Origin of the sequence: Pseudomonas sp. NPDC087804, assembly GCF_044742965.1 — a bacterium.
Classification (GTDB): Bacteria; Pseudomonadota; Gammaproteobacteria; order Pseudomonadales; family Pseudomonadaceae; genus Aquipseudomonas; species Aquipseudomonas rustica.
On record NZ_JBIUVN010000021.1, the window covers coordinates 66,221 to 90,694 of the forward strand.

Below are 24,474 nucleotides of genomic sequence, written 5' to 3' on the forward strand. Positions count from 1 at the left end.
TCGACAGCAAAGACAAGATCAAAAGATCGCAGCCTGCGGCAGCACCTACATGGGACGTTACAACGTGCCGAAGACTTTCTTCGCCAGACTCGTCGCCGCAGCGGCCGGGTTCTGGCGGATGGTTTCTTCTTGTTTGCCAATCATTTCGAACAAGCCGTTCAGTGCCTGTTCGGTGACGTAGTTTTCGACATTCGCGCTTTTCGCATCGACCACACCGAACGCTGCGGCCTGGCCGGCGAACGAGTTGTACTTCTGCGCCACGCCGACTTTGTCGGTCGCCTGTTTGACGATCGGCAGGAACTTGGCGCGGATTTGTTCGCGGCTGGATTTGTCGAGGTATTGCGTGGCTGAATCCTGGCCGCCGCTGAGGATGCCTTTGGCGTCGGCGACGCTCATTTTTTTCACGGCGTCGACGAGGATTGGCTGGGCTTGGGTCACGGCACTTTCCGCCGCTTTGTTCATCGCGGTTTCGAGTTCTTCAACCTGGGCGCCCATGCCGAAGGCTTTCATTTTGCTGGCGGCTTTGCCGAGTTTGCCCGGAAGTTCGATTTTCACCTCGGGGTTGTTGCTGAAGCCGCCCGGAGTGCCCAGTTGTTTGACGGCGATTTGCGCGCCTTGGGTCAGGGCATCCTTGAGGCCGCCGGTGGCGTCTTGTTGGGACAGGTCGCTGAGTGACAGGGCCAGAGCGTTGGCGCTGATCATCAGGCCGGCGCAGAGGCCGGCGAAGCGAAGGGTAGGGCGGAGCATGGCGGCTTCCTTGTTGCAGAAAGTGGTGGCGGAGAATGAATTAACGAATCGCGTCGACGCGGATTTTCAGCGGCTGCGGGTCGTTGCCGTCGAGTTGCACGGCGTGGTTTTCGGTGGTGATGAACATCAGCTCGCCGTTGACTTCGATACGCGCGCTGACCGAATAACGGTGGCCGGGTTTGACCTGCGCCGGATCGTAGCTCAAGTGGAAGGGCAGTGGCACCTGGCCTTTGATCGGGCCTTTCTGCTCGTCGAGCACGACCGCCGGGGCGTCGGCGAGGGAAACGTCTTGCAGGCTCACGCTCAGGGTCGCGCTCGGTGGCAGGGCGATGCGTTGCAGGTAGAACACTTCGCCATCGAGACTGGCCTTGCCGGCGGGGGTGGTCGATTGGCAGGCGCTCAACAGCGTAGCGGCGGCGAGAAGGGTGAGTTTTTTCATCGGAACCTCTAATACTTTTGCGCCGGAAGAATCCCGGCGCCGAAGAGAAATCTAGCGGATTTTGCCATCAACGTCAGTGAACAAACGTAATGGTTTCTCCAGCCACTGCGAGATCCACTGCGATAGCCGCGAACTCAACGTAGGCGAAACCGGCGCAAGTTCGACATGCCACGGCGTGACTGCAATGGATTGGTGATAGCGGTTTTCCACACCGCTTAACGCATAGCGCTTGCCGGGTATGACGCTGTCTGGATCGTATTGCAGATAAAACGAAGCGGCGCTTCGTTCATCTTGAGTGACGCGGGTAAGTTGGGTATTCGGGTCATCAGCATCGTGCAGACTGATCGTCACGGCTTCATGTTCAGCAACGACACTGGGCTCCTGAGCTTCCACATACAGAAAGCCGATCGGACTTAGATGCAGCGTCTGCCGGTGCGGGGCTGTGTTGACGATAACGAAGTAGTCCAGCGCCACCAGCAATGGCTGTTGGTCATGGAACATCTGAACGTTGATCTGATACTTCACGCCGACATCGCTGTACTGATGCGGAAATGAGAACTTCCAGTCGACATCAAAGACTGACGAGTGCCGCCAGTCTTTAATGTTGATCGGAGAAGTGGAGTTAACCACTTTGACGCTGACCACCGTTTCATTCTCACCGCCCACGGGGGCGCGGAAGTTAGCGGGTAAACGGAAGTCGACGGTGACGATGGGAGTTGGTTCGTGCAGCAGGCTCATCTCGATATCCTTATCGCGATTTTTAAAGTGAGCCTATTTATCCACGAATCAACTAACGGGAGAACCCGGCGGGCTCTCCGTTAGTTATCGGCAAGTTTCAGCCTTCGGCGGTTACCGCGCTTTCAGCCGCATCTTCACTGCGATGCAGCGCAACCTGGCGGATCGACAAACGAATGTCCGCTGGCAGTACGCGCTTGGCCGCACCTTCGGCCAATTCACCGAGCAGTTCGTGGTAGCTGAGCTTGCCGGCCTCGTCGCGACGCAGCACGTCAAGGTCGAGCAAGGTCTGGATGAAGTGACGGAACAGGCTCTTGTCGAAAAACTCCGGGGCGTTGAGGCCGTGGAGGATCGACAGGCGCTGGGCCATGACGGTGCAGAGGTCTTCCAGTTCTTCGGCGCTGATGCTGTTCTGGCCGCTGTTGAGCAGCAAGGACACGGTCATGTAGAAACGCTGCAAGGTCTGCGCGATGCTTTTCGACAGCAATGTCAGCAACACAAAATGCCGCGAACTTGGCGCCGGACGCAGGTAGACGTCTTTCTCGAAACGCAGCAGACCTTGCTCGACGAATGCTTCCAGCCACTGATCGACCACGGCATCCAGTTCGTCCAGCGACCAGCGAATGAACAGCTCCGATTGCAAGTACGGATACAGCGCGCGGGTGTAGCGCAGGATCTGTTCGCGGCTCATGCGCGAGGCGCTCTGGAAGAAACTCGCGAGCAGCGCCGGCAGGGCGAAGATGTGCAACACGTTGTTGCGGTAGTAAGTCATCAGGACGGCGTTCTGCTCGTCGAGATAGAGAATCTTGCCCAGCGCATCGTTCTGCTCGGACAGCAGATCCATGTCCTTCACGTGCTCGATCAAGGCACGGCCATCGCCTTCCGGCAGCGTGGTGTGTGGCGAGTACGGGACTTTGCGCAGCAGCGCCAGATACAGATCCAGCACCCGCGCCATCGCCCGATCGTCCAGCGCCAGGCGCGTGGTCGACAGCAATGCCAGCGCCACCAGATTGACCGGGTTGATCGCCGCCGCTTCGTTCAGATGCTGCGCGACTTTCTCGCCGAGACGATTGGTGGTCTCGTTGAGCCACGCCGGTTTGAACTGTGGGCCGAGTTCCTGTTGGCGCCAGTCCGGTTGCTCGGCATCGAGGAATTCGGCGAGTTTGATCGGCTCGCCGAAGTTGACGGCGACCTGACCGAAGCGCTGCTTCAGCGCACCGATGACTTTGAAGATGTCGAAGATTGATTCTTTCTTCTTGCTCGCGCCGCGCAATTCGCCGAGGTAGGTACGCCCCTCCAGCACGCGCTCGTAGCCGATGTACACCGGTACAAACACGATCGGCATGCGCGACGAACGCAGGAAGCTGCGCATCGTAATGGCGAGCATGCCGGTTTTCGGTTGCAGCATGCGTCCGGTGCGCGAGCGGCCGCCCTCGACGAAGTACTCGACCGGGAAGCCTTTGGTGAACAGGGTGTGCAGGTATTCGTTGAACACCGAGGTGTACAGCGGATTGCCCTTGAACGTGCGGCGCATGAAGAACGCGCCGCCACGCCGCAGCAGGCTGCCGATCACCGGCATGTTGAGGTTGATCCCGGCAGCGATGTGCGGCGGGGTCAGGCCGTTGCGGAACAGTAAGTACGAGAGCAGCAGATAGTCGATGTGGCTGCGATGGCACGGCACGTAGATCACTTCGTGACCCTGCGCGACTTTCTGCACGCCTTCGATGTGGTTGACCTTGATGCCGTCGTAAATCTTGTTCCAGAACCAGCTCAGCACCACTTCGAGGAAACGGATCGCGGTGTAGGTGTAGTCCGAGGCGATCTCGTTGCCGTAGCGCAGGGCCTGGGCCTTGGCTTTTTCCGCGGAGATGTTTTCGCGCTCGGCCTCGTCGAGGATCGCTTGCTTGACCAATGGCTGATTGAGCAGGCCTTTGACCAGGTTGCGACGGTGGGAAATGTCCGGGCCGATCACCGCTGCTTTCAGATTGCGGAAGTGCACGCGCAGGATCCGCTGGGCCATGCGCACGGTGCGTTCGTGACCCTTGTTGTGGTCGATCAGCTCGCGCAGGTGAATCGGTGCGGAGAATTGCACACGAGTTTTGCGGCCGAGGACGATGATGCTCAGCAAGCGACGCAGACGTCCGGTAACCGCCCAGCTGTCGGCAAACAGCAGCTTCCACGGACTGTTTTCGCTGTCCGGCGATTGGCCCCAGAACACGCTGACCGGAATGATTTGCGCGTCTTCGGCAGCGTTCTGGGTGAGGGCGCTGACGAGGCGAGTCAGTGTCGGCGGTGCGCCGCGTTTGTCCTGACGACCGAGCCAGTCCGGATCCGGCGTCAGGTAGAAAAACGCCGCTGGTTCAATCAGCGAGCCCACCGACACCGGCAGCACCGGACGCGGCAGGCCGGCCTTGGTGCACTCAGTGTCGAGCACGGCCAGATCGGTCAGCGAAGGGTTTTGCAGGACGTAGAACACCGGACGACTGCGGTCGAGGTTGAGGGTGAACGACGACTGATTGATCGTCTCCGAGCGAACCCAGAGATACAACAGTCGGCGCAGGGTGCCAAACACAAGACGGCGGAACGGGGAACGGGTCATACGGCTTCTGCGTGAGTGAATAAAACCGAGCGTTTGCTCGGGCGGTCGATAGTGTGCCGTATTGGACGAAAATCGGCAAAAAAGCGGCGAAGTAATCTCCTGTTGAGACTTTTCGCACCTGTCATATACTCGGCGGTCTGTCGCCGGGGCCCTTTTATGGACGTCGGATGCAGGCTGACGTTCCTCAAAGGCTTTCCTGCGAAAAGCCTGTTCAATAATAAAAAAGGAGTATGAACAGATGGCAACACGTGAAACCGGCAACGTGAAGTGGTTCAACGACGCCAAAGGCTACGGCTTTATTCAGCGCGAAGACGGGGTGGACGTATTCGTGCACTACCGCGCGATTCGCGGCGAAGGGCACCGGTCGCTGGCTGAAGGTCAGCAGGTTGAGTACGCGGTGATTACTGGCGAGAAGGGTTTGCAAGCGGAAGACGTTGTAGGCCTGTAACCTTGAAGATCAAAAGATCGCAGCCTTCGGCAGCTCCTACGGGTGTACACATGACCCTGTAGGAGCTGCCGAAGGCTGCGATCTTTTGCTTTTAGGCAGTTTTCCAGGTGATTTCTTCTTCACCGTCTGCGCTGATGCGCATCCAGCGATCCGCTGTCTCCTCACCTTCTTCTTCGACCCACGTCCCCGGCGCGCAACGCACTTCGACGTTCAGCGCAGCGAACGCAGCGCGGGCGCAGGCGATGTCGTCGTCCCACGGCGTCTGGTCGCTTTCCAGGTACAGGCTGTTCCACTTGCCCACGGCTTTCGGCAGCCAGGTCACCGGCACGTTGCCGGCCTTGCACTTGTAGGTCTGGCCTTTCTGAACCCAGTCGGTGCACGGGCCCAGCGCGGCGCCCAGCCAGGCGGAAATGGCCTTGTGGTCGACGTCGGCGTCTTTCAGGTAAATCTCGATGTCCGGTTGGCGCATGGATGTCCTCACTGCGGTCTGAAAAATCCACTCGCGGATTTAGCCGGCCCCGGGCACTCGCCCGAGACCAAAAGTTTATTGAAGAACGAAATAATCGTAGCGCATCGACACGGTGGTCTCGAACGGCTCGGCCTGTTCGATCACCGCCGCGCGACGCTCGGCACTGGCGCGCCAGCCGTGGGGTGTCATCGCCAACAGGTTGGCGCGATCCTCGGGCTTGTCCAGCGTCAGTTTGAATTCCAAAGTTTCACTGTGCGCCAGCGCCATGCCTTGCGGCACCAAGGCCAGATGCTTGTCGTCGGTGTACTCGCGCACTTCGTCGTACAGACGCTCGCGCAGTTCCATCAGGTGGCCGCTGGTCGGGCCGACTTTCATCAGACCGCCGCCAACACTGAGCAGGCGCTTGGCTTCTTCCCAGTCCAAAGGGCTGAAAACACTGGCGAGAAACTGGCAACTGCCCGACGCCAATGGCACGCGGGCCATGCTGGCAATCAACCAGCTAATTGCCGGGTTGCGTTTGCAGGCGCGTTTGACCGCTTCACGGGAGATGTCCAGCGCGTAGCCATCGGCGTTCGGCAGGGCCTCGGCGATTTGCGCGGTGTAATAACCCTCGCCACAACCAATGTCGACCCAGCGCCCCGGCGCATAACTCGCCGCCAGCTCGGCGAGACGCTTGGCAACCGGCGCGTAATGGCCGGCGTTCAAAAAATCGCGGCGCGCTTCGACCATGGCCTGATTGTCGCCAGGATCACGGCTGTTTTTGTGCTGCACCGGCAGCAGGTTCAGATAACCCTGGCGCGCACGGTCGAAGCGGTGGCCGGCGGGGCAGACCACGCCGTTATCCACCGCATTCAGCGGCTCACTGCAGATCGGGCAAGCAAGCATCAGGCGAGCAACTTGATCATGGTTTGGTAGTAGATCTCGGTCAGTACGTCGAGATCCGCCGCCAGCACGCGTTCGTTGACCTGGTGGATGGTCGCGTTGACCGGGCCCAGTTCAACAACCTGTGTGCCCATGGTCGCGATGAAACGGCCATCGGAGGTACCGCCGCTGGTCGACGCTTTGGTCTCGCGACCGGTGATGTCCTTGATGCTCGCCGACACCGCGTCGAGCAGTGCGCCCGGTTCAGTAAGGAACGGCAGACCGGACAGCGCCCAGTCGATGTGCCAGTCCAGATCGTGTTTGTCGAGAATATCGGCCACACGTTTCTGCAGGCCTTCGACGGTCGATTCGGTGGAGAAACGGAAGTTGAACACCGCCACCAGATCGCCCGGAATCACGTTGGTCGCGCCGGTGCCGGAGTTGACGTTGGAAATCTGGAAACTGGTCGGCGGGAAGAAATCGTTGCCGTGATCCCAATGCTCGGCAGCCAGTTCGGCCAGTGCCGGAGCGGCGAGGTGGATCGGGTTCTTCGCCAGATGCGGGTAAGCGACGTGACCCTGGATGCCTTTGACGGTGAGCTTGGCGCCCAGCGAGCCACGACGGCCGTTTTTCACCACGTCGCCCACCAGCGTGGTGCTCGACGGTTCGCCGACGATGCACCAGTCCAGACGCTCATTACGCGCGGCCAAACGCTCGACCACAGCCTTGGTGCCGTGGTGCGCCGGGCCTTCTTCATCGCTGGTGATCAGAAACGCGACTTTACCCTTGTGATTCGGGTAGTCGGCAACGAAGCGCTCGGCGGCGACGGTCATCGACGCCAGGCTGCCTTTCATGTCTGCCGCGCCACGGCCGCAAAGCATGCCGTGTTCATCGATCAGCGCGTTGAACGGGTCGATCTGCCACGCGGTGACCGGACCGGTCGGCACCACGTCGGTGTGGCCGGCGAAGCACAGCACCGGGCCGTCGTTGTTGCCGTGGGTGGCCCAGAAGTTATCCACATCTTCGATGCGCATCGGCTCGAGAGTGAAACCGGCATCGCCCAGGCGCTGCATCATCTGCTTCTGGCAATCGGCGTCGACCGGCGTCACGGATGGACGGCGGATCAGGTCGATGGCGAGTTGGAGGGTCGGCGAAAGGTCGGCGTGGGCCGTCATGTAATAACTCCGGGTGCGCACGGTAAACCTGTAGGAGCTGCCGCAGGCTGCGATCTTTTGATTTTGTTTTTTAAAATCAACAGCAAGATCAAAAGATCGCAGCCTTCGGCAGCTCCTACCGAGTTTGTTGGCATTGAAAAAGGCGGTCATTCTAAAGCAAAACGGCGGCCCGAAGGCCGCCGTTTGACGTTATCCGTTACCGATTATGCTGTTGCCGGCTCAGGCTTGGCCGCAGGTTTCGGTAGCGACGACAGGAACGCCATGATCAGCGCCGCCAGATACGGCAGCGATTGCACCAGCAGCATCACCACCCAGAAACGCATGTCGTTGCTCGGGATGCCGTTGACCAGGTAGATCCCCAGCGCCGCGCCCCACAACAGCAGCATGATGAACAGCTCTTCCCGCGCTTCGGAAATCGCCACCCAGAAACCATGGTTGTCGGCGTTTTTCGGTGTGCGGAAGAACGGAATGCTGGTGGTGAAGAAGCCGTACAGCACCGCTTTGGCGATGGTGTGCGACAACGCCAGCCCGGCCAGCGCCGCGCAGAAGGCATCTTTCAGGTTCACGCCGACGGCGCGACGGTAGAGGAAGATGATCTTGCCGACCTTGAACACGAACAGCGCCAACGGCGGGATTGCGAAGATCAGCAGCGGCGGATCGACCCGCTGCGGCACGATGATCATCGCCGCCGACCACAACAGCGCGCCGACGGTGAAGAAGATGTTCATCCCGTCCGCGACCCACGGCAACCAGCCCGCGAGGAAGTGGTAACGCTGGCCGCGTGTCAGTTCGGTGTCCTTGCCGCGCAGCAGGCTGCGGGTGTGACGCTTGATGATCTGAATCGCACCGTAGGCCCAGCGGAAACGCTGTTTTTTGAAGTCGATAAACGTATCCGGCATCAGACCCTTGCCGTAGCTGTCGTGGTAATACGCCGCCGACAGGCCTTTTTCGAACACGCGCAGACCGAGTTCGGCGTCTTCACAGATGCACCAGTCAGCCCAACCCAATTCTTCCAGAACCGAACGACGGGTCATGGTCATGGTGCCGTGCTGAATGATCGCGTCACGGTCGTTACGGGTGACCATGCCGATGTGGAAGAAGCCTTTGTATTCCGCGTAGCAGAGCTTCTTGAAGGTGCTTTCGTTCTGGTCGCGATAATCCTGCGGCGACTGCACCACGGCGATTTTCGGGTCGGCGAAGTGCGGCACCATGTGCTTCAGCCAGTTTGGGTTCACGCAGTAATCGGAGTCGATCACCGCGATGACTTCGGCGTCCTTGGCGGTGTGCGGAATCAGGTAGTTCAGCGCGCCGCCCTTGAAACCGGCCAGAGGCGAAACGTGGAAGAACTTGAAGCGCGGGCCGAGGGTTGCGCAGTAGTCACGCACCGGTTCCCACACCGCCGGATCCTTGGTGTTGTTGTCGATGATCAGGACTTCGTAGTCCGGATAATCCAGCGCGGCGAGGGCGTCGAGGGTCTGTTTGACCATCTCCGGCGGCTCGTTGTAGCAAGGCACATGAATCGAGACTTTCGGGCGGTAGTTGGAGTCGCCCTCGACCGGCAGGAATTCGCGCCGGCGTTTGTGAATCCACACCGCTTCGGCCAGTTCATGCGCCTCCGTCAGCAAGACGATAAATACCCCAAGCGCACCGAGCGCCAAGAGGAAGCCGACCGTCAAACTGAACCACGTGCTGTATTGCAGGCTGTAGTCGTAACCGATCCAGACCAGCACCGAACCGCAAAGGAAGGCGATAAAGGTCAGGAAGATCCGCCCACGTTGACGCAGGGCCGATCCGTCGATCATCAGCAAAGTCAGCGACAACAGCGCCAGCACGACCGAGCCGATCGCCAGCACGCGCCACTGCGGAATCGCCACGACCGGGCCTTCGAAGTTGAATTTCTGCTGACGCGCGGCGTTGAACACGCCCCAGTACGCGCCGACCGAACCTTCGTCGCTGGCTTTCCACGGCTGGTCAAACGCTTCGATCACGAAGTAGTTGAAGCCTTGGCGGTTAAGCTTGTTGACCAGCGTACGCAGGTAAATCGCTTGATCCGCCGGCGACGCATCGGCGCCACCGCGCATGCGACCGTTGCTCGGCCAGCCAACCTCGGAGAGCAGCAGCGGTTTCTTCGGGAACAGTTTTTTCAGGTCGCGGGCGCGATCGAAGACGAACTGCCCAGCCTTGTCGACCGGAATGAATTCCCAATAAGGCAGAACGTGCGCAGCGATCAGATCCACGTGCTTGGCCAGCTCCGGGTGTTCTTCCCAGACGTGCCATTGCTCGGAGGTGGTCACCGGCACTTTCACTGCCGCGCGCACGCGATCGAGCAACACGCTCAGCTCTTGCGCAGTGATTTCCTTACGGAAGATCGCTTCGTTCCCGACCACCACGCGAACCACGCTGCGCGAGGTGTTGGCCAGTTCAATGGCGCGCTGGATTTCCCGTTCGTTGCGTTCCTGATCGGGGCTGATCCAGATCCCCAGCGTCACGCGCAGGCCGAATTCTTCAGCGAGTTTCGGGATGTCTTGCAACGAACCGTCGACCGAGTAGATGCGGATGTTGTCCGTCAGCTTGCTCATGATCTCCAGGTCGCGGCGCATTTCTTCGTCAGACGGATACTGATCCTTCTGCGGATATTGTCCCTGCTGGAACGGCGAATAGGAGAAACCGGAGATCTGCTCCGGCCAGTTCGGCGCGGAAACCGGGCGATTGATCAGCGCCCAGAAACCGGTGAACAGGGCAGCGATTGCCAGAACCACCACCAGGTTGAGTCCAAATTTACGCGATGACATAGCTATTTCGGGTTCCAAAGGCTGTGGAACGAAGGAGTCGGTTGGCGTTGCGCCTTTCTTATTGCAAAAGGGCGCGCATCCTACACCGGCAGTCCGCCAGTCGTACATCTGACAGGGAAATGCCCGACATTGGGCAGCCGACTTTGACTTAAGTTCTTACACTTGTAGCTGGAAGCTTAAAACTTGTCGCTGTGTAGCCCTATAATGCGCGCCGGTTTTTGGGGTAATGGTCATGAGTACAGAAGATCCGCGGTTTGCAGGCATCGCCCGTTTGTATGGCATCGAAGGTCTGGCGCGTTTGCGCGCGGCCCACGTGGCGATCGTCGGCGTCGGTGGCGTCGGTTCCTGGGCGGCGGAGGCCATGGCCCGTTGTGGCGTCGGCGAGATTTCGCTGTTCGACCTCGATGACGTCTGCGTCAGCAACGCCAACCGCCAGTTGCACGCGCTGGACAGCACCGTCGGCAAACCCAAGGTCGAGGTGATGGCCGAGCGTCTGCGCGGGATCAACCCGGATTGCACCGTGCACGCGGTGGCTGACTTCGTCACCCGCGAGACCATGGCTGAATACATCACGCCGGACATCGATTGCGTGATCGACTGCATCGACGCGGTCAACGCCAAAGCTGCGCTGATTGCCTGGTGCAAGCGTCGCAAGATTCAGATCATCACCACCGGCGGCGCGGGCGGGCAGATTGATCCGACGCTGATTCAGGTGTGTGACCTCAACCGCACGTTCAATGACCCGTTGGCCTCGAAAGTGCGTTCGACGTTGCGTCGTGATTATGGCTTTTCGCGCACCGTGACCCGGCATTACAGCGTGCCGTGTGTGTTTTCCACCGAACAACTGCGCTATCCGAAGCCGGATGGCAGCATTTGTTTGCAGAAGAGTTTTGTCGGTGACGGCGTGAAGCTGGACTGCGCGGGTGGCTTTGGTGCAGTGATGATGGTGACGGCGACGTTCGGGATGGTTGCGGCGACCAAGGCTGTGGACAAGATTGTCGCGGGTGTGCGGCGCCCGGCGGAGCGGGTCAAACCGATTAGCTAGCAAACCTTGTGGCGAGGGGATTTATCCCCGATGGGGTGCGAAGCGCCCCCAAGATCTGCTTCCTCGGAGCGTCAGGCTGTCCGCATGTGTCGGAGTGGGGGCCGCTTCGCAGCCCATCGGGGATAAATCCCCTCGCCACAGGATTAACCGGCCAACTCATTCATTCGCTGGAGCACGGCATTCAGGCCATTGCTGCGCGAGGGCGATAGCTGACGCGAAAGGCCGAGCTGATTGAACCAGTCTGGTAGATCAATTTGCTGCAACTCTGCCGCTGACAGTCCGTTCACTCGCAACAGCAACAACGCCACCAACCCACGAATCATCCGCGCATCGCTGCTCGCCGCGAACTGCCAGTGACCATCACGCAATTCCCCAACCAGCCACACCTGACTCTCACAGCCATGCACCCGGTTGGCCTCGCATTTGTCGGCGACACTTAGCGGTGGCAGCCGATCACCAAACTGCATCAACAACCGCGCGCGCTGTTCCCAACCCGCCGCGTTTTGAAACGTTTTCAGCGCCTCGGCAGCCTCGACCGGCAAGCTCATCGCAACATCTCCAGCGCCTGATCCAGCGCTTCAAAGAAACGCTCCAGATCCTCCGAATCGTTGTACAACGCCAGCGACACGCGAATCGCCCCGGCCAGCTCGAAGCTTTTCAGCAACGGCATCGCGCAGTGATGTCCGGCGCGCACGGCAATGCCTTGTTCTGTCAGCAAGTGCGCCAGATCAGCGTTATGCACACCTTCAACGACAAAACTCGCCAGCGCCAATTGCGGCTTGCCCAACAAACGAATGCCATTACGAGCAGCGAGGCCACGCAGCAGATAGTCATGAAGCGCCGCTTCGTGGGCCGACACTGCGTCTTGATCGAGCCCGGCCAGATAATCCAGCGTCGCACCGAGGCCGATCACACTGGCAATCGGCGGTGTGCCCGCTTCAAAACCCAGCGGAGCAGGGCGGAAGCGCGCGTCGTGGTAGTTGGCTTCCAGCACCATTTCGCCGCCAAACTGCCAAGGCTTCAGTTGTTCAAGCGCAGCATTGCGCCCGAACAGAACGCCCAAACCATCCGGCCCATACAGCTTGTGGCTGGAAAACACGTAGAAGTCGCAACCCAGCGCCTGCACGTCATGCCGGCCATGCACTACGCCTTGCGCGCCATCGACCACGGTCAACGCGTTCTGCTCCTTGGCCATGCCCAGCAGCGCCGGCAATGGCTGCCATGCGCCGAGCACGTTGGACAACTGACTGACCGCCAGCAATCGCGTGCGCGGGCCAATCAAATGCACGGCAGCCGCGAGGTCAATCAAACCGTCAGCATCCAGCGGCAGAATCACCAGTTTCAGATTGCGCCGTTGCGCCAGTTGCTGCCACGGCAGCAGATTGGCGTGATGCTCCAGGGCGCTGATGACTATTTCATCGCCCGGGTGGAAAAGATGTTCCAGGCCATAAGCCAGGAGATTCAGCGCACTGGTGGCGCCGTGGGTAAAGATGATCTGCCCGCTGTCTCCGGCATTCAGCCACTGCGCAACCTTGAGCCGACTGTCCTCGAACGCCTGCGTCGCGTGAGCGCCGGGCAGGTGTTGCGCACGGTGCACATTGGCCGCGCCATTGGCGTAGTAATGCGTCAGCGCGTCGAGCAGGGCCTGGGGTTTTTGCGTGGTGGCGGCGTTGTCCAGATAGGTCTGGTCTTGCCGTTGCAGCGCGGCGATGGCCGGGAAATCGGCACGCCAGGGGGAGGGAATCATCACGGTCTTTAGCCCTGGTGAAGAGGGGCGGGATGTACGCCAAATCCTGTAGGAGTGAGCCTGCTCGCGATGGCGTCCGTGAGGGCGCTAAAGGCATCGCGAGCAGGCTCACTCCTACAATGGATTATCCAAGCACTTAGTTGTGAGCGTGCAGCGCTTCGTTCAGTTCGATCGCCGATTTGTGGGTTTTGCATTCCACAGCACCGGTTTCCGAATTGCGACGGAACAGCAGGTCAGCCTGACCGGCCAGCTCACGCGCCTTCACAACCTTAACCAGGTTGTTGTTTTCGTCGAGCAGCGCAACCTTGGTGCCGGCGGTCACGTACAGGCCCGACTCAACAGTGTTGCGGTCGCCCAATGGAATACCGATACCGGCGTTGGCGCCGATCAGGCAGCCTTCGCCAACCTTGATCACGATGTTGCCGCCACCCGACAGAGTGCCCATGGTCGAGCAACCGCCGCCCAGATCCGAGCCCTTGCCGACGAATACGCCAGCGGAAACGCGGCCTTCGATCATGCCCGGGCCTTCGGTGCCGGCGTTGAAGTTGATGAAACCTTCGTGCATCACGGTGGTGCCTTCGCCGACGTAAGCGCCCAGACGCAGACGTGCCGCGTCAGCGATACGCACGCCGGCCGGAACCACGTAGTCGGTCATTTTCGGGAACTTGTCCACCGAGAACACTTCCAGCAGCTCGCCACGCAGACGGGCTTCCAGTTGCATTTCGGTCAGTTCGCTCAGGTCGATCGCGCCCTGGCTGGTCCAGGCCACGTTCGGCAGCAGCGGGAAGATGCCGGCCAGGCTCACGCCGTGCGGCTTGACCAGACGGTGCGACAGCAGGTGCAGCTTCAGGTAAGCCTCAGGCGTCGAGGTCAGCTGTGCATCTTCGGCCAGCAGGGTGGCGACCAGCGGCTTGTGGCTTTCGGCCAGACGGGTCAGCAGCTTGCCTTGAACGGCGTCGATGCCTTTCACGGCTTCAGCCAGTTGCGCCGCCTGAGCGGTGGTGAAGGTGATGGCCTGGTTGCCTTCGGTGTAACCGAGGATTGGCGCCACGGCAGCGACCAGTTCGGCCGAAGGATTGAGCAATGGCTGGGCGTAGAACACTTCCAGCCATGCGCCTTGACGGTTCTGAGTGCCGACACCAAAGGCGATGCTGAACAGGGAATTGGACATGTAAATACACCTCTACAAAGAGTGACGGGCTGCTTACTTCAGAGCGGCCGCGTAGATATCTGGCTTGAAGCCAATCAGGGTTCGGTCACCGAGATCGAGCACCGGGCGCTTGATCATCGAGGGTTGAGCGAGCATCAGTTCGATGGCTTTCGATTGGTCGAGATCGGCTTTGCGTTCGTCGTCGAGTTTGCGAAAGGTCGTGCCTGCGCGGTTCAACACCGTTTGCCAGCCGTGCTCGTCACACCATTGGGTCAGGTGCTCACGGTCGATGCCGGCGCTTTTGTAATCGTGAAAGTCGTAGCTGACAGCGTGCTCATCAAGCCAGGAGCGCGCCTTTTTCATGGTGTCGCAGGCTTTGATGCCGAAAAGGTGCAACGTTTTACTTGAAACGGTCAAGGAATTGCCCCCTTTACAGGTGCTGGAGAAAAATGGTGACGGATTATGCCATGACCCTTCGGCGAATACGCAAAACCCTGTAGGAGCTGTCGAGTGAAACGAGGCTGCGATCTTTTGATTGTGTCTTTAAAGATCAAAAGATCGCAGCGTGCCGCAGCTCCTACACATTGTTGTGCGGACATCATTTGGGGCGTGTGCGACATAGGTGCAAACGCCAGACGCATCCTAAGCGGCTAATATGGCAGTTCAACGCTGTCGATTGTCTGAGATTTCCGCTTTATGCAAACCGCTTACACCGTCCTGATCCTGCTGATGCTGGTCAGCGTCTCGCGTCTGGTCGGACGGGTCATCCCGCTGCCGCTTCCTTTAGTGCAAATCGCCGCCGGTGCCTTGCTGGCCTGGCCGACGCTGGGTTTGCACGTGGCCCTCGATCCCGAACTGTTCCTGTTTCTGTTCCTGCCGCCGCTGCTGTTTTCCGATGGCTGGCGCATGCCCAAACGCGAATTCTGGCATTTGCGCGGGCCGATTCTGACGCTGGCGGTGGGCCTCGTGCTGTTCACCGTGGTCGGCGCCGGTTACTTCATTCACTGGTTATTGCCGACGATTCCGTTGCCCGTGGCTTTCGCCTTGGCGGCCGTGTTGTCGCCGACCGACGCCGTGGCCGTCTCGGCTATTTCGCAGAACCGCTTGCCGACCCCGCTGATGCACATCCTGCAGGGCGAGGCGCTGATGAACGATGCCTCTGGCCTGGTGACGTTCAAGTTCGCCTTGGCCGCAGCCATCACTGGCGTGTTCTCGCTGACCAACGCCAGCCTGACCTTTGTCGTGGTGGCGCTCGGTGGTCTGGCGGTCGGCGTGGCGCTGAGCTGGCTGGTCGGGCGCCTGCGCTCGTGGATGATCGCGCGCGGCTGGGATGATCCAGCGACGCACGTTGTATTTATGTTGCTGCTGCCGTTCGCCGCGTATGTCTTGGCTGAACGCCTCGGCGTGTCGGGCATTCTGTCGGCAGTGGCGGCGGGGATGATGCAGAGCTGGCTCGACCTGCTGCCTCGGCAGACCAGCACCCGTTTGCTCAACCGCAGCGTCTGGTCGCTGCTGGAATTTGCTTTCAACGGCTTGATCTTCCTGCTGCTCGGCCTGCAATTGCCGGACATCATCAAAGCCGTGGTCAGCCACGAACCGACGTTGTGGCCGACATTGTTCTATCGCTGCCTCGACGTCGTGGCGATTTTCCTCGCGTTGGTATTGCTGCGGTTTATCTGGGTGCAGAGCATCTGGCGTTTGTCGGTGTTGCTAAGGCGTGTGCGCGGCAAAGGCGAGTTGACGCAAGTACCGACCGCACGTTCCTGCTGGTTGCTGACCGTCGGCGGTGTGCGCGGCGCGGTGACGCTGGCGGGTGTGATGTCGGTGCCGATGCTGATGGGCGCGGAGGCATTTCCCGAGCGTGATCTGCTGATCTTCATCGCCGCCGGGGTGATTCTGCTCTCACTGATTTCGGCGTGTATCGCGCTGCCGCTGTTACTGCGCGGCATCGAAAAGAGCCCGGACGACAAGCGTCGCCAAGAAGTACGCGATGCCTGGCGCAAAACCGCCGAAGCAGCGATTCACTCTCTGGAAACTGAAGAGTTACCGCCGCAAGATGCTGCACAAGCAGCGCTGGCGGCAGAACTCAAGGCGCGGATCATGTCCGAATATCGTCATCAACTCGACGTGTTCAACGACTCCGCCGAAGCGCAGGCGATGGCGTTTCAGATGGATCTGCTGGAGCGGCGTTTGCGTTTGAAGGCGCTGCGAGCGCAGCGCCTGGAACTCTATAGTCTCAGCCGTCATCACCAGATTGGTGATGACGTATTACGTGAAGTGTTGGGAGAGCTCGATTTGAGTGAAGCAAATCTTGGACTGGTCAAATAGATACCCGTTGTAAACTCATGGACTGTCCAACAGGTCTTTCCAAGGAACACTGTCTGGATCTTTTGGGTAAAAATAACGGGCGGCTTTTATATCTTTTTCGCTGAGTTCATTGTTCTCGCCGACTTCGAAAACGCCGTCGGTGAGTTCCGCATCGACGTCATAGTGCATGATGGAGGTCGTGTCGTAATCAGTGTCTGCAACAATGTCCGGATCTACGGTATTGAGGATGTTGTGATCAACACGCTCTTTATCCCACGCATGTTCCTCAAGGTAGTAGGCGTAGACCTTCTCTTTGTTCCAGGGGATGTTCGCATCGCGATGCATGTGTTCATGCTCGAAGCCCAGCACATGTCCGATTTCATGACGTAGAGTCGCCATAAAACCTTCCTCGCCAATCGGAATGGCGAGGTAAAGGGTTGCTTCACTCTCCTCCATGATTAACGCATCAGTGCCGATGGTTGAGCAACTATCGTCAGAAACGGTTCGGATTCTGATCTCGGCATCCTCGTCCTCTGACAGTTGGAAGTCTATATTCGCATATCGCTGCCACTCCCAGAATCCCGCCATATAAACCATCTTTTCAACGTGCGAATGGGGATCTAGAAAGCGTACTCTCAATGTCCTGCCCGCTCTCCAGAATTTCTTGAAATAACCAGTTGCCCTGATACCGTGCCCCATGGCGTTTGGTGCACGAGTGTTCGCAGGATTTTCCCGGAGCGCTGCGTGATGGGAGGCACTCTCATCGTGTGGGCGAATTATCGAACACGGTTTGTTCTGTTTCATTTAAAGTTCCTTTTTAAATAGTTTTTTCAATCTGCTTGAATCCAGCAGTTCGAGGTGTGGCGCGGTTTTTTACGAAGTGTTGGCCGGTATTTATTTGAGTGAAAAAATAGGCGGCAGGTTTACACCGGATAGGGATAAGCCTTCGCCATGAAGGCCTTGTCGTTGTCGCTAAGTTCCAGGTTAAGAAAGTTCTGAAAATCGCCTGTGGTCCAGGATTGGTAAATGACGTAGTGCATGATCGACTTGCGGTCGTAGTCCGAGCAAATGCTGTCTTCGGTGGCTGCCCGATCAAGATACTCACGGTGTAGCCATTGGCGCTTCCTGTTCGCCTCGTAGTTATCCTCATCAGGATTATCGGTAATGCCGTGTCTTTCGTAGATGGCGGGCACATTCCATGGAATTACGGCTGCCGGGTGGATCTGTTCGTGTTCCGCACCCAGCATATGGCCGAACTCATGCATCACATTCGCAGCGAAATAACGCGCGTGAATGGCAGGGTGAGGCCAGAGCTGCATCGTCGCTGTATGGGTATTGAGTAAGGCGTCAGTGCCAATATTGGACGAGAAAACGCCATCGTTGCTAAGTATGCGGATGTCCCCCTCGACACCCTCAACGAAATCAAACTTCAAGTTGATGTGCGGCAACCAATTGCTGGCTGCCGCGATGGTCGCGTCTTTGAACTCTTGCGTGCCATTGAGGAAGGCGATACGAAGAATGCGGCCGGGAGTCCACAGTTTCGATGGATTTTTTTTAGCCCACATCAGTAATGCACTCCACACGAATTTGTCTGGGACAGGGCGGGGGCGTAAGTTGAATTGGATAACATGGTTTAACTTCCTTGTTTTTGCGAGATTGCTTATTGGGGATAGAGCAAGCTCATCATCTTGATGTCTTTCTTGCTGATCTCGCGATTGATCGGGTTCTCCCAGTTGCCCAAAGTCAAATCGTTAGATACCGGATGATGCATGATCGATTTACGGTCGTACTCGGTGTAAATCGCTTCGAGGGTGTTGAATGGCGTGAACAGGTTGAAGTCCACTTGCTCCGGGGTCAGCGGCCCCATCTCGCGGTTCTGGTAATAGTCGTACACTTTCGGTTTGTCCCAAGGGATGTCGGCCTGCGGGTGCTGGTGTTCGTGCATGGCGCCCAGTGCATGGCCAAACTCGTGGGTGACAATGGTTTCAAAGTCTTCATGATCCGGTTTGACGCCCAGGTTCATCGTTGGCCAATCCGGATGAATCAGCAGCGCGTCTGTGCCGAGCATGGAGCTGTTGTAATTATTCTTTGTGGCGATGCGAATATCACCTTGCAGGTCATCGACAAACTCGAAACTCAGATTAACGTACGGAATCCAGCGAACAGCTGCCTCCATGATTTTGCGTTTGTGATCAGGATCGACGTCGTCGATGAAGGCGATGGTCAGCGTTCGACCATTGGCCCACAGTTTTGAATAGTTGATCAGCGAGCGTTTGCGTCGACCACCGCTGGCGGAAGTTGCGTTCGCCGGATTCTCTTTAATGGCCGCCTCATAAGCAGCGAGATCATCCGGCCACTGTAGGAGTTTGCAATCCTGGAGATCATTCATCTTTATCTTCTTCCCTGAAGTTGTACTTGATGTTGAATTTTATGCGATGAAATTCGCGAATCAAGAGTAAGTCGTGAGGGACGAAAGAGGGAGTGATCAGTTGTTTTGAAGTGTAACTTGCATAGGCAAGTTACCGTGCCAGATTGCCTGGCACGGTATTCAGTTGTTTATTTCTGACGGGTAATAAACGCGCGAATTCGTTCCGCCGCTTCAACGCATTCAGCCAACGGCGCAACCAGCGCCATACGCACACGGCCGGCACCCGGATTAACGCCATCGACATCACGGGACAGATAAGAACCCGGCACCACAGTGACATGCTCTTGTTCGAACAAATCACGGCAGAACGCCGCGTCATCACCGTTCACATTCGGCCACAGATAGAAGCTGCCATCGGGACGCTGCACGTCCATCACCGGGCTGAGGATTTCCAGTACTGCATCAAACTTCTCGCGGTACAGCGCACGGTTGGCGCGCACGTGTTCTTCGTCGTTCCACGCGGCAACGCTGGCCAGTTGCGTTTGTACCGGCATCGCGCAGCCGTGGTAGGTGCGATAGAGCAGGAAGCCTTTGAGGATATCGGCGTCACCGGCGACGAAACCGGAACGCAGGCCCGGCAGATTGGAACGCTTGGACAGACTGTGGAAGACCACGCAACGTTTGAAATCCTTGCGGCCCAGTTCGACGCAAGCGGTGAGCAGGCCCGGCGGCGGGGTTTGCTCGTCGAAGTACAGTTCGCTGTAGCACTCGTCGGCAGCGATCACGAAGTCGTATTCGTCGGCCAGGGCGATGAGTTTTTTCAGCACGTCGACCGGGATCAGCGCGCCGGTCGGGTTGCCCGGCGAGCACAGGAACAGGATCTGGCAACGCTTCCAGATGTCCGGCGACACCGCGTCGAAATCCGGGTTGAAGCCGTTTTCGTCGAGGCACGGCAGATAGTGCGGCTTGGCCCCGGCGAGGAACGCGGCGCCTTCGTAGATTTGATAGAACGGGTTCGGGCTGACCACCAGCGCATCGTCGCCGCGATTGACCACGGTCTGGGTGAAGGCGAACAGCGCTTCACGGGTGCCGTTGACCGGCAGCACGTTGCGCGCCGGATCAATCCAGCCGCTCGGCACGCCGAAACGACGCTCGCACCAGCCGGCAATGGCTTCGCGCAGGGCCGGGATGCCCAGTGTGGTCGGGTACACCGCCATCTGATCCAGACTGTTCGCCAGCGCTTCGGCGACAAAGCTTGGCGAGCGATGTTTCGGCTCGCCGATCGACAGGGCGATCGGACGCTTGTCCGGGGTCGGCGTGACGGTGCCGAGCAGGGCGCGGAGCTTTTCGAACGGGTAGGGCTGGAGCTGGTTCAGAGCGTTGTTCATTGGGGCCTCTTTTAATGTGGGAGGGATTGCTTCAATGCGCGCCTTACACAAAACCTGTAGGAGTGAGCCTGCTCGCGATGAGGAAGGCACATTCAATATTTATGCAAGCTGATGAACCGCTATCGCGAGCAGGCTCACTCCTACAGGGGTTTGTTGAACAGGCTGGTATCGGAGTCTTCCTTCCCACAGGAGTAATAGTTACTGCAATTCAAATACTGATACGCGAAAGCTTGATATCCGGTTCCTGATTGACGCTCAACTGCTCAACAATCGCATCCTGCAAACGGCTGCACAGCAGCGGGTCGGACAGCGGCTGGTTGTGGGCGTCGGTGATAAAGAACACGTCTTCCACCCGCTCGCCCAAGGTCGCAATCTTGGCGTTCTGCAGCGACAGATCGAACTCGAGGAATATCCCGCCAATCCGCGCCAGCAGTCCCGGCCGATCCGGTGCGGTCAGTTCCAGCACGGTCACTGGTCGCTGCGCATCGTTATGGATCGTCACCTGCGGCGCGAAGGCGAAATGCTTGAGCTGGCGCGGCACTCGACGCTGAATGATCGTCGGGTAGTCGTCCGGGTTGCGCAGCGCTTCGGTCAGGCCTTCGCGGATCTGTTTGACCCGCGTCGGGTTGTCGCCGATGGACTCGCCTTCGTTGTCGAGCACGATGTAGGTGTCGAGGGTGAACTGACTGCTCGAGGTGATAACCCGCGCGTCGTGAATGTTCAGGTTGAGCTGATCCATCGCCGCCACGGTCACCGCGAAGAAATCGTGCTGATCCGGTGCATAAATGAAGATCTGCGTGCCGCCCTCGAACTCGCGCTGGGTGGTTTCCTTGATCAACACCAGCGGCCCGCCATCGACCGGTTGCTGCAGGATCGCATCGCTGTGCCAGGCCACGTCGCCAGCAGTGTGGCGTAGGAAATAGTCATCGCCTAACTGTGCCCACAACTGCTCGACGTCGTCCGGATCGGTGCCGCCGCGCACCAGAATGTCCAGTGCCGCGCTCTGGGTCTGGCGGATCTGCTCTTCGCGATCCACCGGGTTTTCCAGGCCACGACGCAGCGCGCGTTTGGTCTCGGTGTAGAGCTGACGCAACAGGCTCGCTCGCCACGAATTCCACAGTGTCGGGTTGGTGGCGTTGATGTCGGCCACGGTCAGCACGTACAGGTAGTCGAGGCGGGTTTCGTCGCCGACTGCCTGCGCGAAATCGTGGATCACCTGTGGGTCGGACAAGTCCTTGCGCTGCGCGGTAGTCGACATCACTAGATGGTTCTGCACCAGCCAGACAATCAGACGGCTGTCCCACACCGGCAACTGATGGCGCTGGCAGAACGCCTCGGCATCGACCGCGCCGATCTCCGAGTGGTCGCCATGCCGACCCTTGCCGATGTCGTGGTACAGACCGGCCATGTAGATCAGTTCGGGCTTGGGCAGTTTCGCCATGAGCTTGGCGGCCAGCGGGAATTTTTCCGACACCTGGGTGTACTGCAATTTGCGCAGGTGCTTGATCAGATTGAGCGTGTGCGCGTCGACCGTATAGATGTGGAACAGGTCGTGCTGCATCTGCCCGACGATAAAACCGAACTCCGGCAGATAACGCCCGAGAATGCCGTAGCGGTTCATCCGGCGCAGGTTGCGGTGGATGCCGATCTTGCACTTGAACAGCTCGATGAACAGGCTGGTGTTGCGTATGTCGTTACGGAAATTGTCGTCGATCAGGTGACGGTGCTCACGCAGCAGGCGAATGGTATCGGCACGTACGCCTTTGATTTCCGGCTGCTGGGCCATCAGCACGAAGATTTCCAGCATGGCGAATGGCGTGCGGCGGAACACGTTGTCGTTGCGCGCTTCGATGTAGCCGTCATGCAACTGGAAACGTGCGTTGATCGGCTGCGGCGGCGCTTCGTCTTCCGGCGCGAGGATAACTTCCTCGAAGTGCTGGATGATCAGATCGCTGAGCTGGGCGATGCTCATCACTACGCGGAAATACTGTTGCATGAAGTTTTCGACCGCCTGTTTGGCGTCGTCACCTTCAAAACCCAACAGGCCGGCAATGGTGCGCTGGTGATCGAACAGCAAGCGGTCTTCGGAACGGCCAGCGAGCATGTGCAGGGCGTAACGCACTTTCCAGAGGAATTCCTGGGAGGAGGCGAGCAGGGCGTTTTCGCTCTCAACGAGGAAACCTTCGCCAGCGAGGGCGCGCAGGTTCAGCGTGCCGTATTGGCGACGCGCAACCCACAGAATGGTCTGAATATCCCGTAGTCCGCCGGGCGAGCCTTTGACGTTGGGTTCCAGGTTGTATTCGGTGTCGTTGTATTTGTGGTGGCGGGCCTTCTGCTCGGCGCGCTTGGCGAGGAAGAACTCCTTGGCCGGCCACATGTGTGCGGTGCTGGTGACGTCGAGCATGCGCTGACGCAAGCGCTCGGGGCCGCAGATGGTGCGGCTTTCCATCAGGTTGGTGACCACGGTCAGGTCGGCGCGCGCCTCTTGGGCGCATTCGTCGACCGAGCGAACGCTCTGACCGACTTCCAGACCGATGTCCCACAGCAAAGTGAGAAAACGCTCGATGGAATCGCGGAAGACTTCATGGTCGGCGCTGTCCAGCAGGATCAGCAAATCAATGTCGGAATACGGGTGCAACTCACCACGACCATAGCCGCCGACCGCGACCAGCGCGATGTCGGCGTCTTCGCTCCAGTTGAACTGCTCCCAGGCCTTTTGCAGGATGTTGTCGACGAACCAGGCACGGTCTTCGATCAGGCGGCGAATGTCGCGGCCCTGGCGAAAACGCGTGTCGAGTACCTCGCGAGCCTGGCGGATCGCCTTCTTGAACGCCGCGATAGGACTCGCTTTGAGGGCCAGTTCAGCCTGGAACTGGCCGCGGTCGAAGAGTTCGGGATCCACCTGCGGCATCGATTGGCTTTCCTTCTATAGGGCTGGGAGCGTTAGCTGGATCAGGCCGAGATGCGCGGGATGGTGTCGTCGGCGCGCAGGGTGAAGATCTCGTAGCCGGTGTCGGTGACCAGCAGGGTATGTTCCCACTGTGCCGACAGCTTGCGGTCTTTGGTGATCGCGGTCCAGCCGTCGCCCAATACTTTGGTGTCGGCCTTGCCCTGGTTGATCATCGGTTCGATGGTGAAGGTCATGCCGGCCTTCAGTTCCATACCAGTGCCGGCGCGGCCGTAGTGCAGAATCTGCGGCTCTTCGTGGAACACCTTGCCGATGCCGTGGCCGCAGAACTCGCGAACGACGGAGAAACCGTTCTTTTCCGCGTGCTTCTGAATCACTTCACCGATGTCGCCGAGGCGGCAACCGGGTTTGACGATTTCGATCGCCTTGTACATGCATTCCTGAGTGATCTGCGACAGACGCTCGGCCCAGACCGGCACTTCGCCGACGTGGAACATGCGGCTGGTGTCGCCGTGGTAGCCGTCTTTGATCACGGTCACGTCGATGTTCAGGGTGTCGCCGTTTTTCAGCGGCTTGTCGTTCGGGATGCCGTGGCACACAACGTGGTTGATCGAGGTGCAGATCGACTTCGGGTAGCCCTTGTAGTTGAGCGGGGCAGGGATGGCTTGCTGCACGTTGACGATGTAATCGTGGCAGATCTGGTTCAGCTCATCGGTGGTGACGCCCGGTTTGACATGTTCGGCAATCATTTCCAGCACATCGGCGGCCAGTTTGCCGGCGACACGCATGCCAGCGATGTCCTCGGGGGTTTTGAGGTTGACGGTCATACAGGCTCTCTCTGCGCTCGGCGGCGCTTGCTGATACGAATAGGGTGGCAGGTGTGCGTTTTGCGACCCTGAAAAACGCGATTCTAACAGACGCACGGCGCAATTCAGTGCCTGCGTGCATCGCTTCTCTCTATACAATGGTGCCCCTGAAGCCGATTCCAAGGGGGCTGCGCCCATGTCCTTGGTGCGAATACAGATTTCGTGTTCCGTTTCTGCGCACCCTGTGGTATAAAATGCGCCGCTTTCCGGGGATACCCCGAAAAGCTTAAATCCACACACGTGTCGACACGATGACCTGGGTGCTTTTGGCTTTATGCCACTGGTTGGTCATTGGGATACGTGGAGGCCAAACCCGACTTATTAAGGAACTATCATGTCCCAAGTCAATATGCGCGATATGCTGAAGGCCGGTGTGCACTTCGGTCACCAAACCCGTTACTGGAATCCGAAAATGGGTAAGTACATTTTC

General features: G+C 58.8%; 22 protein-coding genes. 4 read left to right on the forward strand and 18 right to left on the reverse strand.

The window, feature by feature from the left end; all coding sequences use genetic code 11:
• Positions 1-57: 57 nt before the first annotated feature.
• From ACIOMO_RS21385 to plsB, 4 genes are all read right to left on the reverse strand, one after another.
• Positions 58-747, reverse strand: coding sequence for a DUF4197 domain-containing protein (locus ACIOMO_RS21385; protein ID WP_053117582.1), 690 nt, complete (start codon positions 745-747; stop codon positions 58-60).
• A gap of 40 nt (positions 748-787) precedes the next feature.
• Positions 788-1,186: a YbaY family lipoprotein gene (locus ACIOMO_RS21390; protein WP_053117584.1), complete on the reverse strand. Its 399-nt coding sequence runs from the start codon at positions 1,184-1,186 to the stop codon at positions 788-790.
• A 51-nt stretch (positions 1,187-1,237) separates the two neighbouring features.
• A complete protein-coding gene (locus tag ACIOMO_RS21395) occupies positions 1,238-1,924 on the reverse strand; it encodes a hypothetical protein (RefSeq protein ID WP_401243447.1) in 687 nt (228 codons plus the stop codon).
• Between the two features lie 97 nt (positions 1,925-2,021).
• Entirely contained in the window at positions 2,022-4,520 is a 2,499-nt protein-coding gene (gene plsB / locus ACIOMO_RS21400; RefSeq protein ID WP_400650137.1) for a glycerol-3-phosphate 1-O-acyltransferase PlsB, read from the reverse strand.
• Between the two features lie 238 nt (positions 4,521-4,758).
• Between plsB and ACIOMO_RS21405 the strand changes: the two genes are divergently transcribed.
• Positions 4,759-4,968, forward strand: coding sequence for a cold-shock protein (locus tag ACIOMO_RS21405; RefSeq protein ID WP_053117589.1), 210 nt, complete (start codon positions 4,759-4,761; stop codon positions 4,966-4,968).
• A 91-nt stretch (positions 4,969-5,059) separates the two neighbouring features.
• On the opposite strand, the gene ACIOMO_RS21410 is transcribed toward ACIOMO_RS21405, so the two are convergent.
• The 4 genes from ACIOMO_RS21410 to ACIOMO_RS21425 all read right to left on the reverse strand — a co-directional run bounded on the left by ACIOMO_RS21410 (position 5,060) and on the right by ACIOMO_RS21425 (position 10,265).
• Positions 5,060-5,437: a hypothetical protein gene (locus ACIOMO_RS21410; protein ID WP_053117591.1), complete on the reverse strand. Its 378-nt coding sequence runs from the start codon at positions 5,435-5,437 to the stop codon at positions 5,060-5,062.
• A gap of 75 nt (positions 5,438-5,512) precedes the next feature.
• A complete protein-coding gene (locus ACIOMO_RS21415; RefSeq protein ID WP_150646954.1) occupies positions 5,513-6,322 on the reverse strand; it encodes a putative RNA methyltransferase in 810 nt (269 codons plus the stop codon).
• Positions 6,322-7,473: a succinyl-diaminopimelate desuccinylase gene (gene dapE, locus ACIOMO_RS21420; protein WP_110720122.1), complete on the reverse strand. Its 1,152-nt coding sequence runs from the start codon at positions 7,471-7,473 to the stop codon at positions 6,322-6,324. The genes ACIOMO_RS21415 and dapE overlap by 1 nt, the downstream gene beginning before the upstream one ends.
• Positions 7,474-7,676: 203 nt before the next feature.
• Positions 7,677-10,265 (reverse strand): glycosyltransferase, encoded by a 2,589-nt coding sequence (locus ACIOMO_RS21425; RefSeq protein WP_401243451.1) that lies wholly within the window; start codon positions 10,263-10,265, stop codon positions 7,677-7,679.
• Positions 10,266-10,497: 232 nt separating this feature from the next.
• Here ACIOMO_RS21425 and tcdA point away from each other — a divergent pair, with 232 nt between their 5' ends.
• Positions 10,498-11,310, forward strand: a complete 813-nt coding sequence (tcdA, locus tag ACIOMO_RS21430; RefSeq protein WP_401243453.1) for a tRNA cyclic N6-threonylcarbamoyladenosine(37) synthase TcdA — start codon at positions 10,498-10,500, stop codon at positions 11,308-11,310.
• 143 nt (positions 11,311-11,453) lie between these two features.
• Here tcdA and ACIOMO_RS21435 read toward each other — a convergent pair whose 3' ends face one another.
• The 4 genes from ACIOMO_RS21435 to ACIOMO_RS21450 form a co-directional block, all read right to left on the reverse strand.
• Positions 11,454-11,858 (reverse strand): SufE family protein, encoded by a 405-nt coding sequence (locus ACIOMO_RS21435; RefSeq protein WP_401243455.1) that lies wholly within the window; start codon positions 11,856-11,858, stop codon positions 11,454-11,456.
• Positions 11,855-13,060, reverse strand: a complete 1,206-nt coding sequence (locus tag ACIOMO_RS21440) for an aminotransferase class V-fold PLP-dependent enzyme (protein WP_401243457.1) — start codon at positions 13,058-13,060, stop codon at positions 11,855-11,857. The genes ACIOMO_RS21435 and ACIOMO_RS21440 overlap by 4 nt, the downstream gene beginning before the upstream one ends.
• 133 nt (positions 13,061-13,193) lie before the next feature.
• Positions 13,194-14,228: a 2,3,4,5-tetrahydropyridine-2,6-dicarboxylate N-succinyltransferase gene (dapD, locus tag ACIOMO_RS21445; RefSeq protein ID WP_053117606.1), complete on the reverse strand. Its 1,035-nt coding sequence runs from the start codon at positions 14,226-14,228 to the stop codon at positions 13,194-13,196.
• A gap of 33 nt (positions 14,229-14,261) precedes the next feature.
• Positions 14,262-14,624 (reverse strand): ArsC family reductase, encoded by a 363-nt coding sequence (locus ACIOMO_RS21450; protein ID WP_401243459.1) that lies wholly within the window; start codon positions 14,622-14,624, stop codon positions 14,262-14,264.
• A gap of 279 nt (positions 14,625-14,903) precedes the next feature.
• On the opposite strand from ACIOMO_RS21450, the gene ACIOMO_RS21455 reads away from it, so the two are divergent.
• Positions 14,904-16,535 carry a Na+/H+ antiporter gene (locus tag ACIOMO_RS21455; protein ID WP_401243461.1) on the forward strand — a complete coding sequence of 544 codons (1,632 nt, stop codon included), beginning with the start codon at positions 14,904-14,906 and terminating at the stop codon, positions 16,533-16,535.
• Between the two features lie 15 nt (positions 16,536-16,550).
• Here the strand turns inward: ACIOMO_RS21455 and ACIOMO_RS21460 are convergent, their stop codons facing one another.
• The 6 genes from ACIOMO_RS21460 to map all read right to left on the reverse strand — a co-directional run bounded on the left by ACIOMO_RS21460 (position 16,551) and on the right by map (position 24,005).
• Positions 16,551-17,318 (reverse strand): M12 family metallopeptidase, encoded by a 768-nt coding sequence (locus ACIOMO_RS21460; protein WP_401243463.1) that lies wholly within the window; start codon positions 17,316-17,318, stop codon positions 16,551-16,553.
• Positions 17,319-17,437: 119 nt separating this feature from the next.
• Positions 17,438-18,079 carry a hypothetical protein gene (locus tag ACIOMO_RS21465; RefSeq protein ID WP_401243465.1) on the reverse strand — a complete coding sequence of 214 codons (642 nt, stop codon included), beginning with the start codon at positions 18,077-18,079 and terminating at the stop codon, positions 17,438-17,440.
• Between the two features lie 95 nt (positions 18,080-18,174).
• On the reverse strand, positions 18,175-18,903 hold the full coding sequence (locus tag ACIOMO_RS21470) for a M12 family metallopeptidase (RefSeq protein ID WP_401243467.1): 729 nt from the start codon (positions 18,901-18,903) through the stop codon (positions 18,175-18,177).
• A gap of 167 nt (positions 18,904-19,070) precedes the next feature.
• Positions 19,071-20,270: a succinyldiaminopimelate transaminase gene (dapC, locus tag ACIOMO_RS21475; RefSeq protein ID WP_401243469.1), complete on the reverse strand. Its 1,200-nt coding sequence runs from the start codon at positions 20,268-20,270 to the stop codon at positions 19,071-19,073.
• A gap of 208 nt (positions 20,271-20,478) precedes the next feature.
• Positions 20,479-23,181, reverse strand: a complete 2,703-nt coding sequence (locus tag ACIOMO_RS21480; protein WP_008081691.1) for a [protein-PII] uridylyltransferase — start codon at positions 23,179-23,181, stop codon at positions 20,479-20,481.
• A gap of 41 nt (positions 23,182-23,222) precedes the next feature.
• Positions 23,223-24,005 carry a type I methionyl aminopeptidase gene (gene map / locus ACIOMO_RS21485; protein WP_016985097.1) on the reverse strand — a complete coding sequence of 261 codons (783 nt, stop codon included), beginning with the start codon at positions 24,003-24,005 and terminating at the stop codon, positions 23,223-23,225.
• A gap of 373 nt (positions 24,006-24,378) precedes the next feature.
• On the opposite strand from map, the gene ACIOMO_RS21490 reads away from it, so the two are divergent.
• The coding region (locus ACIOMO_RS21490) for a 30S ribosomal protein S2 (RefSeq protein ID WP_401243476.1) at positions 24,379-24,474 on the forward strand (96 nt) is incomplete at its 3' end.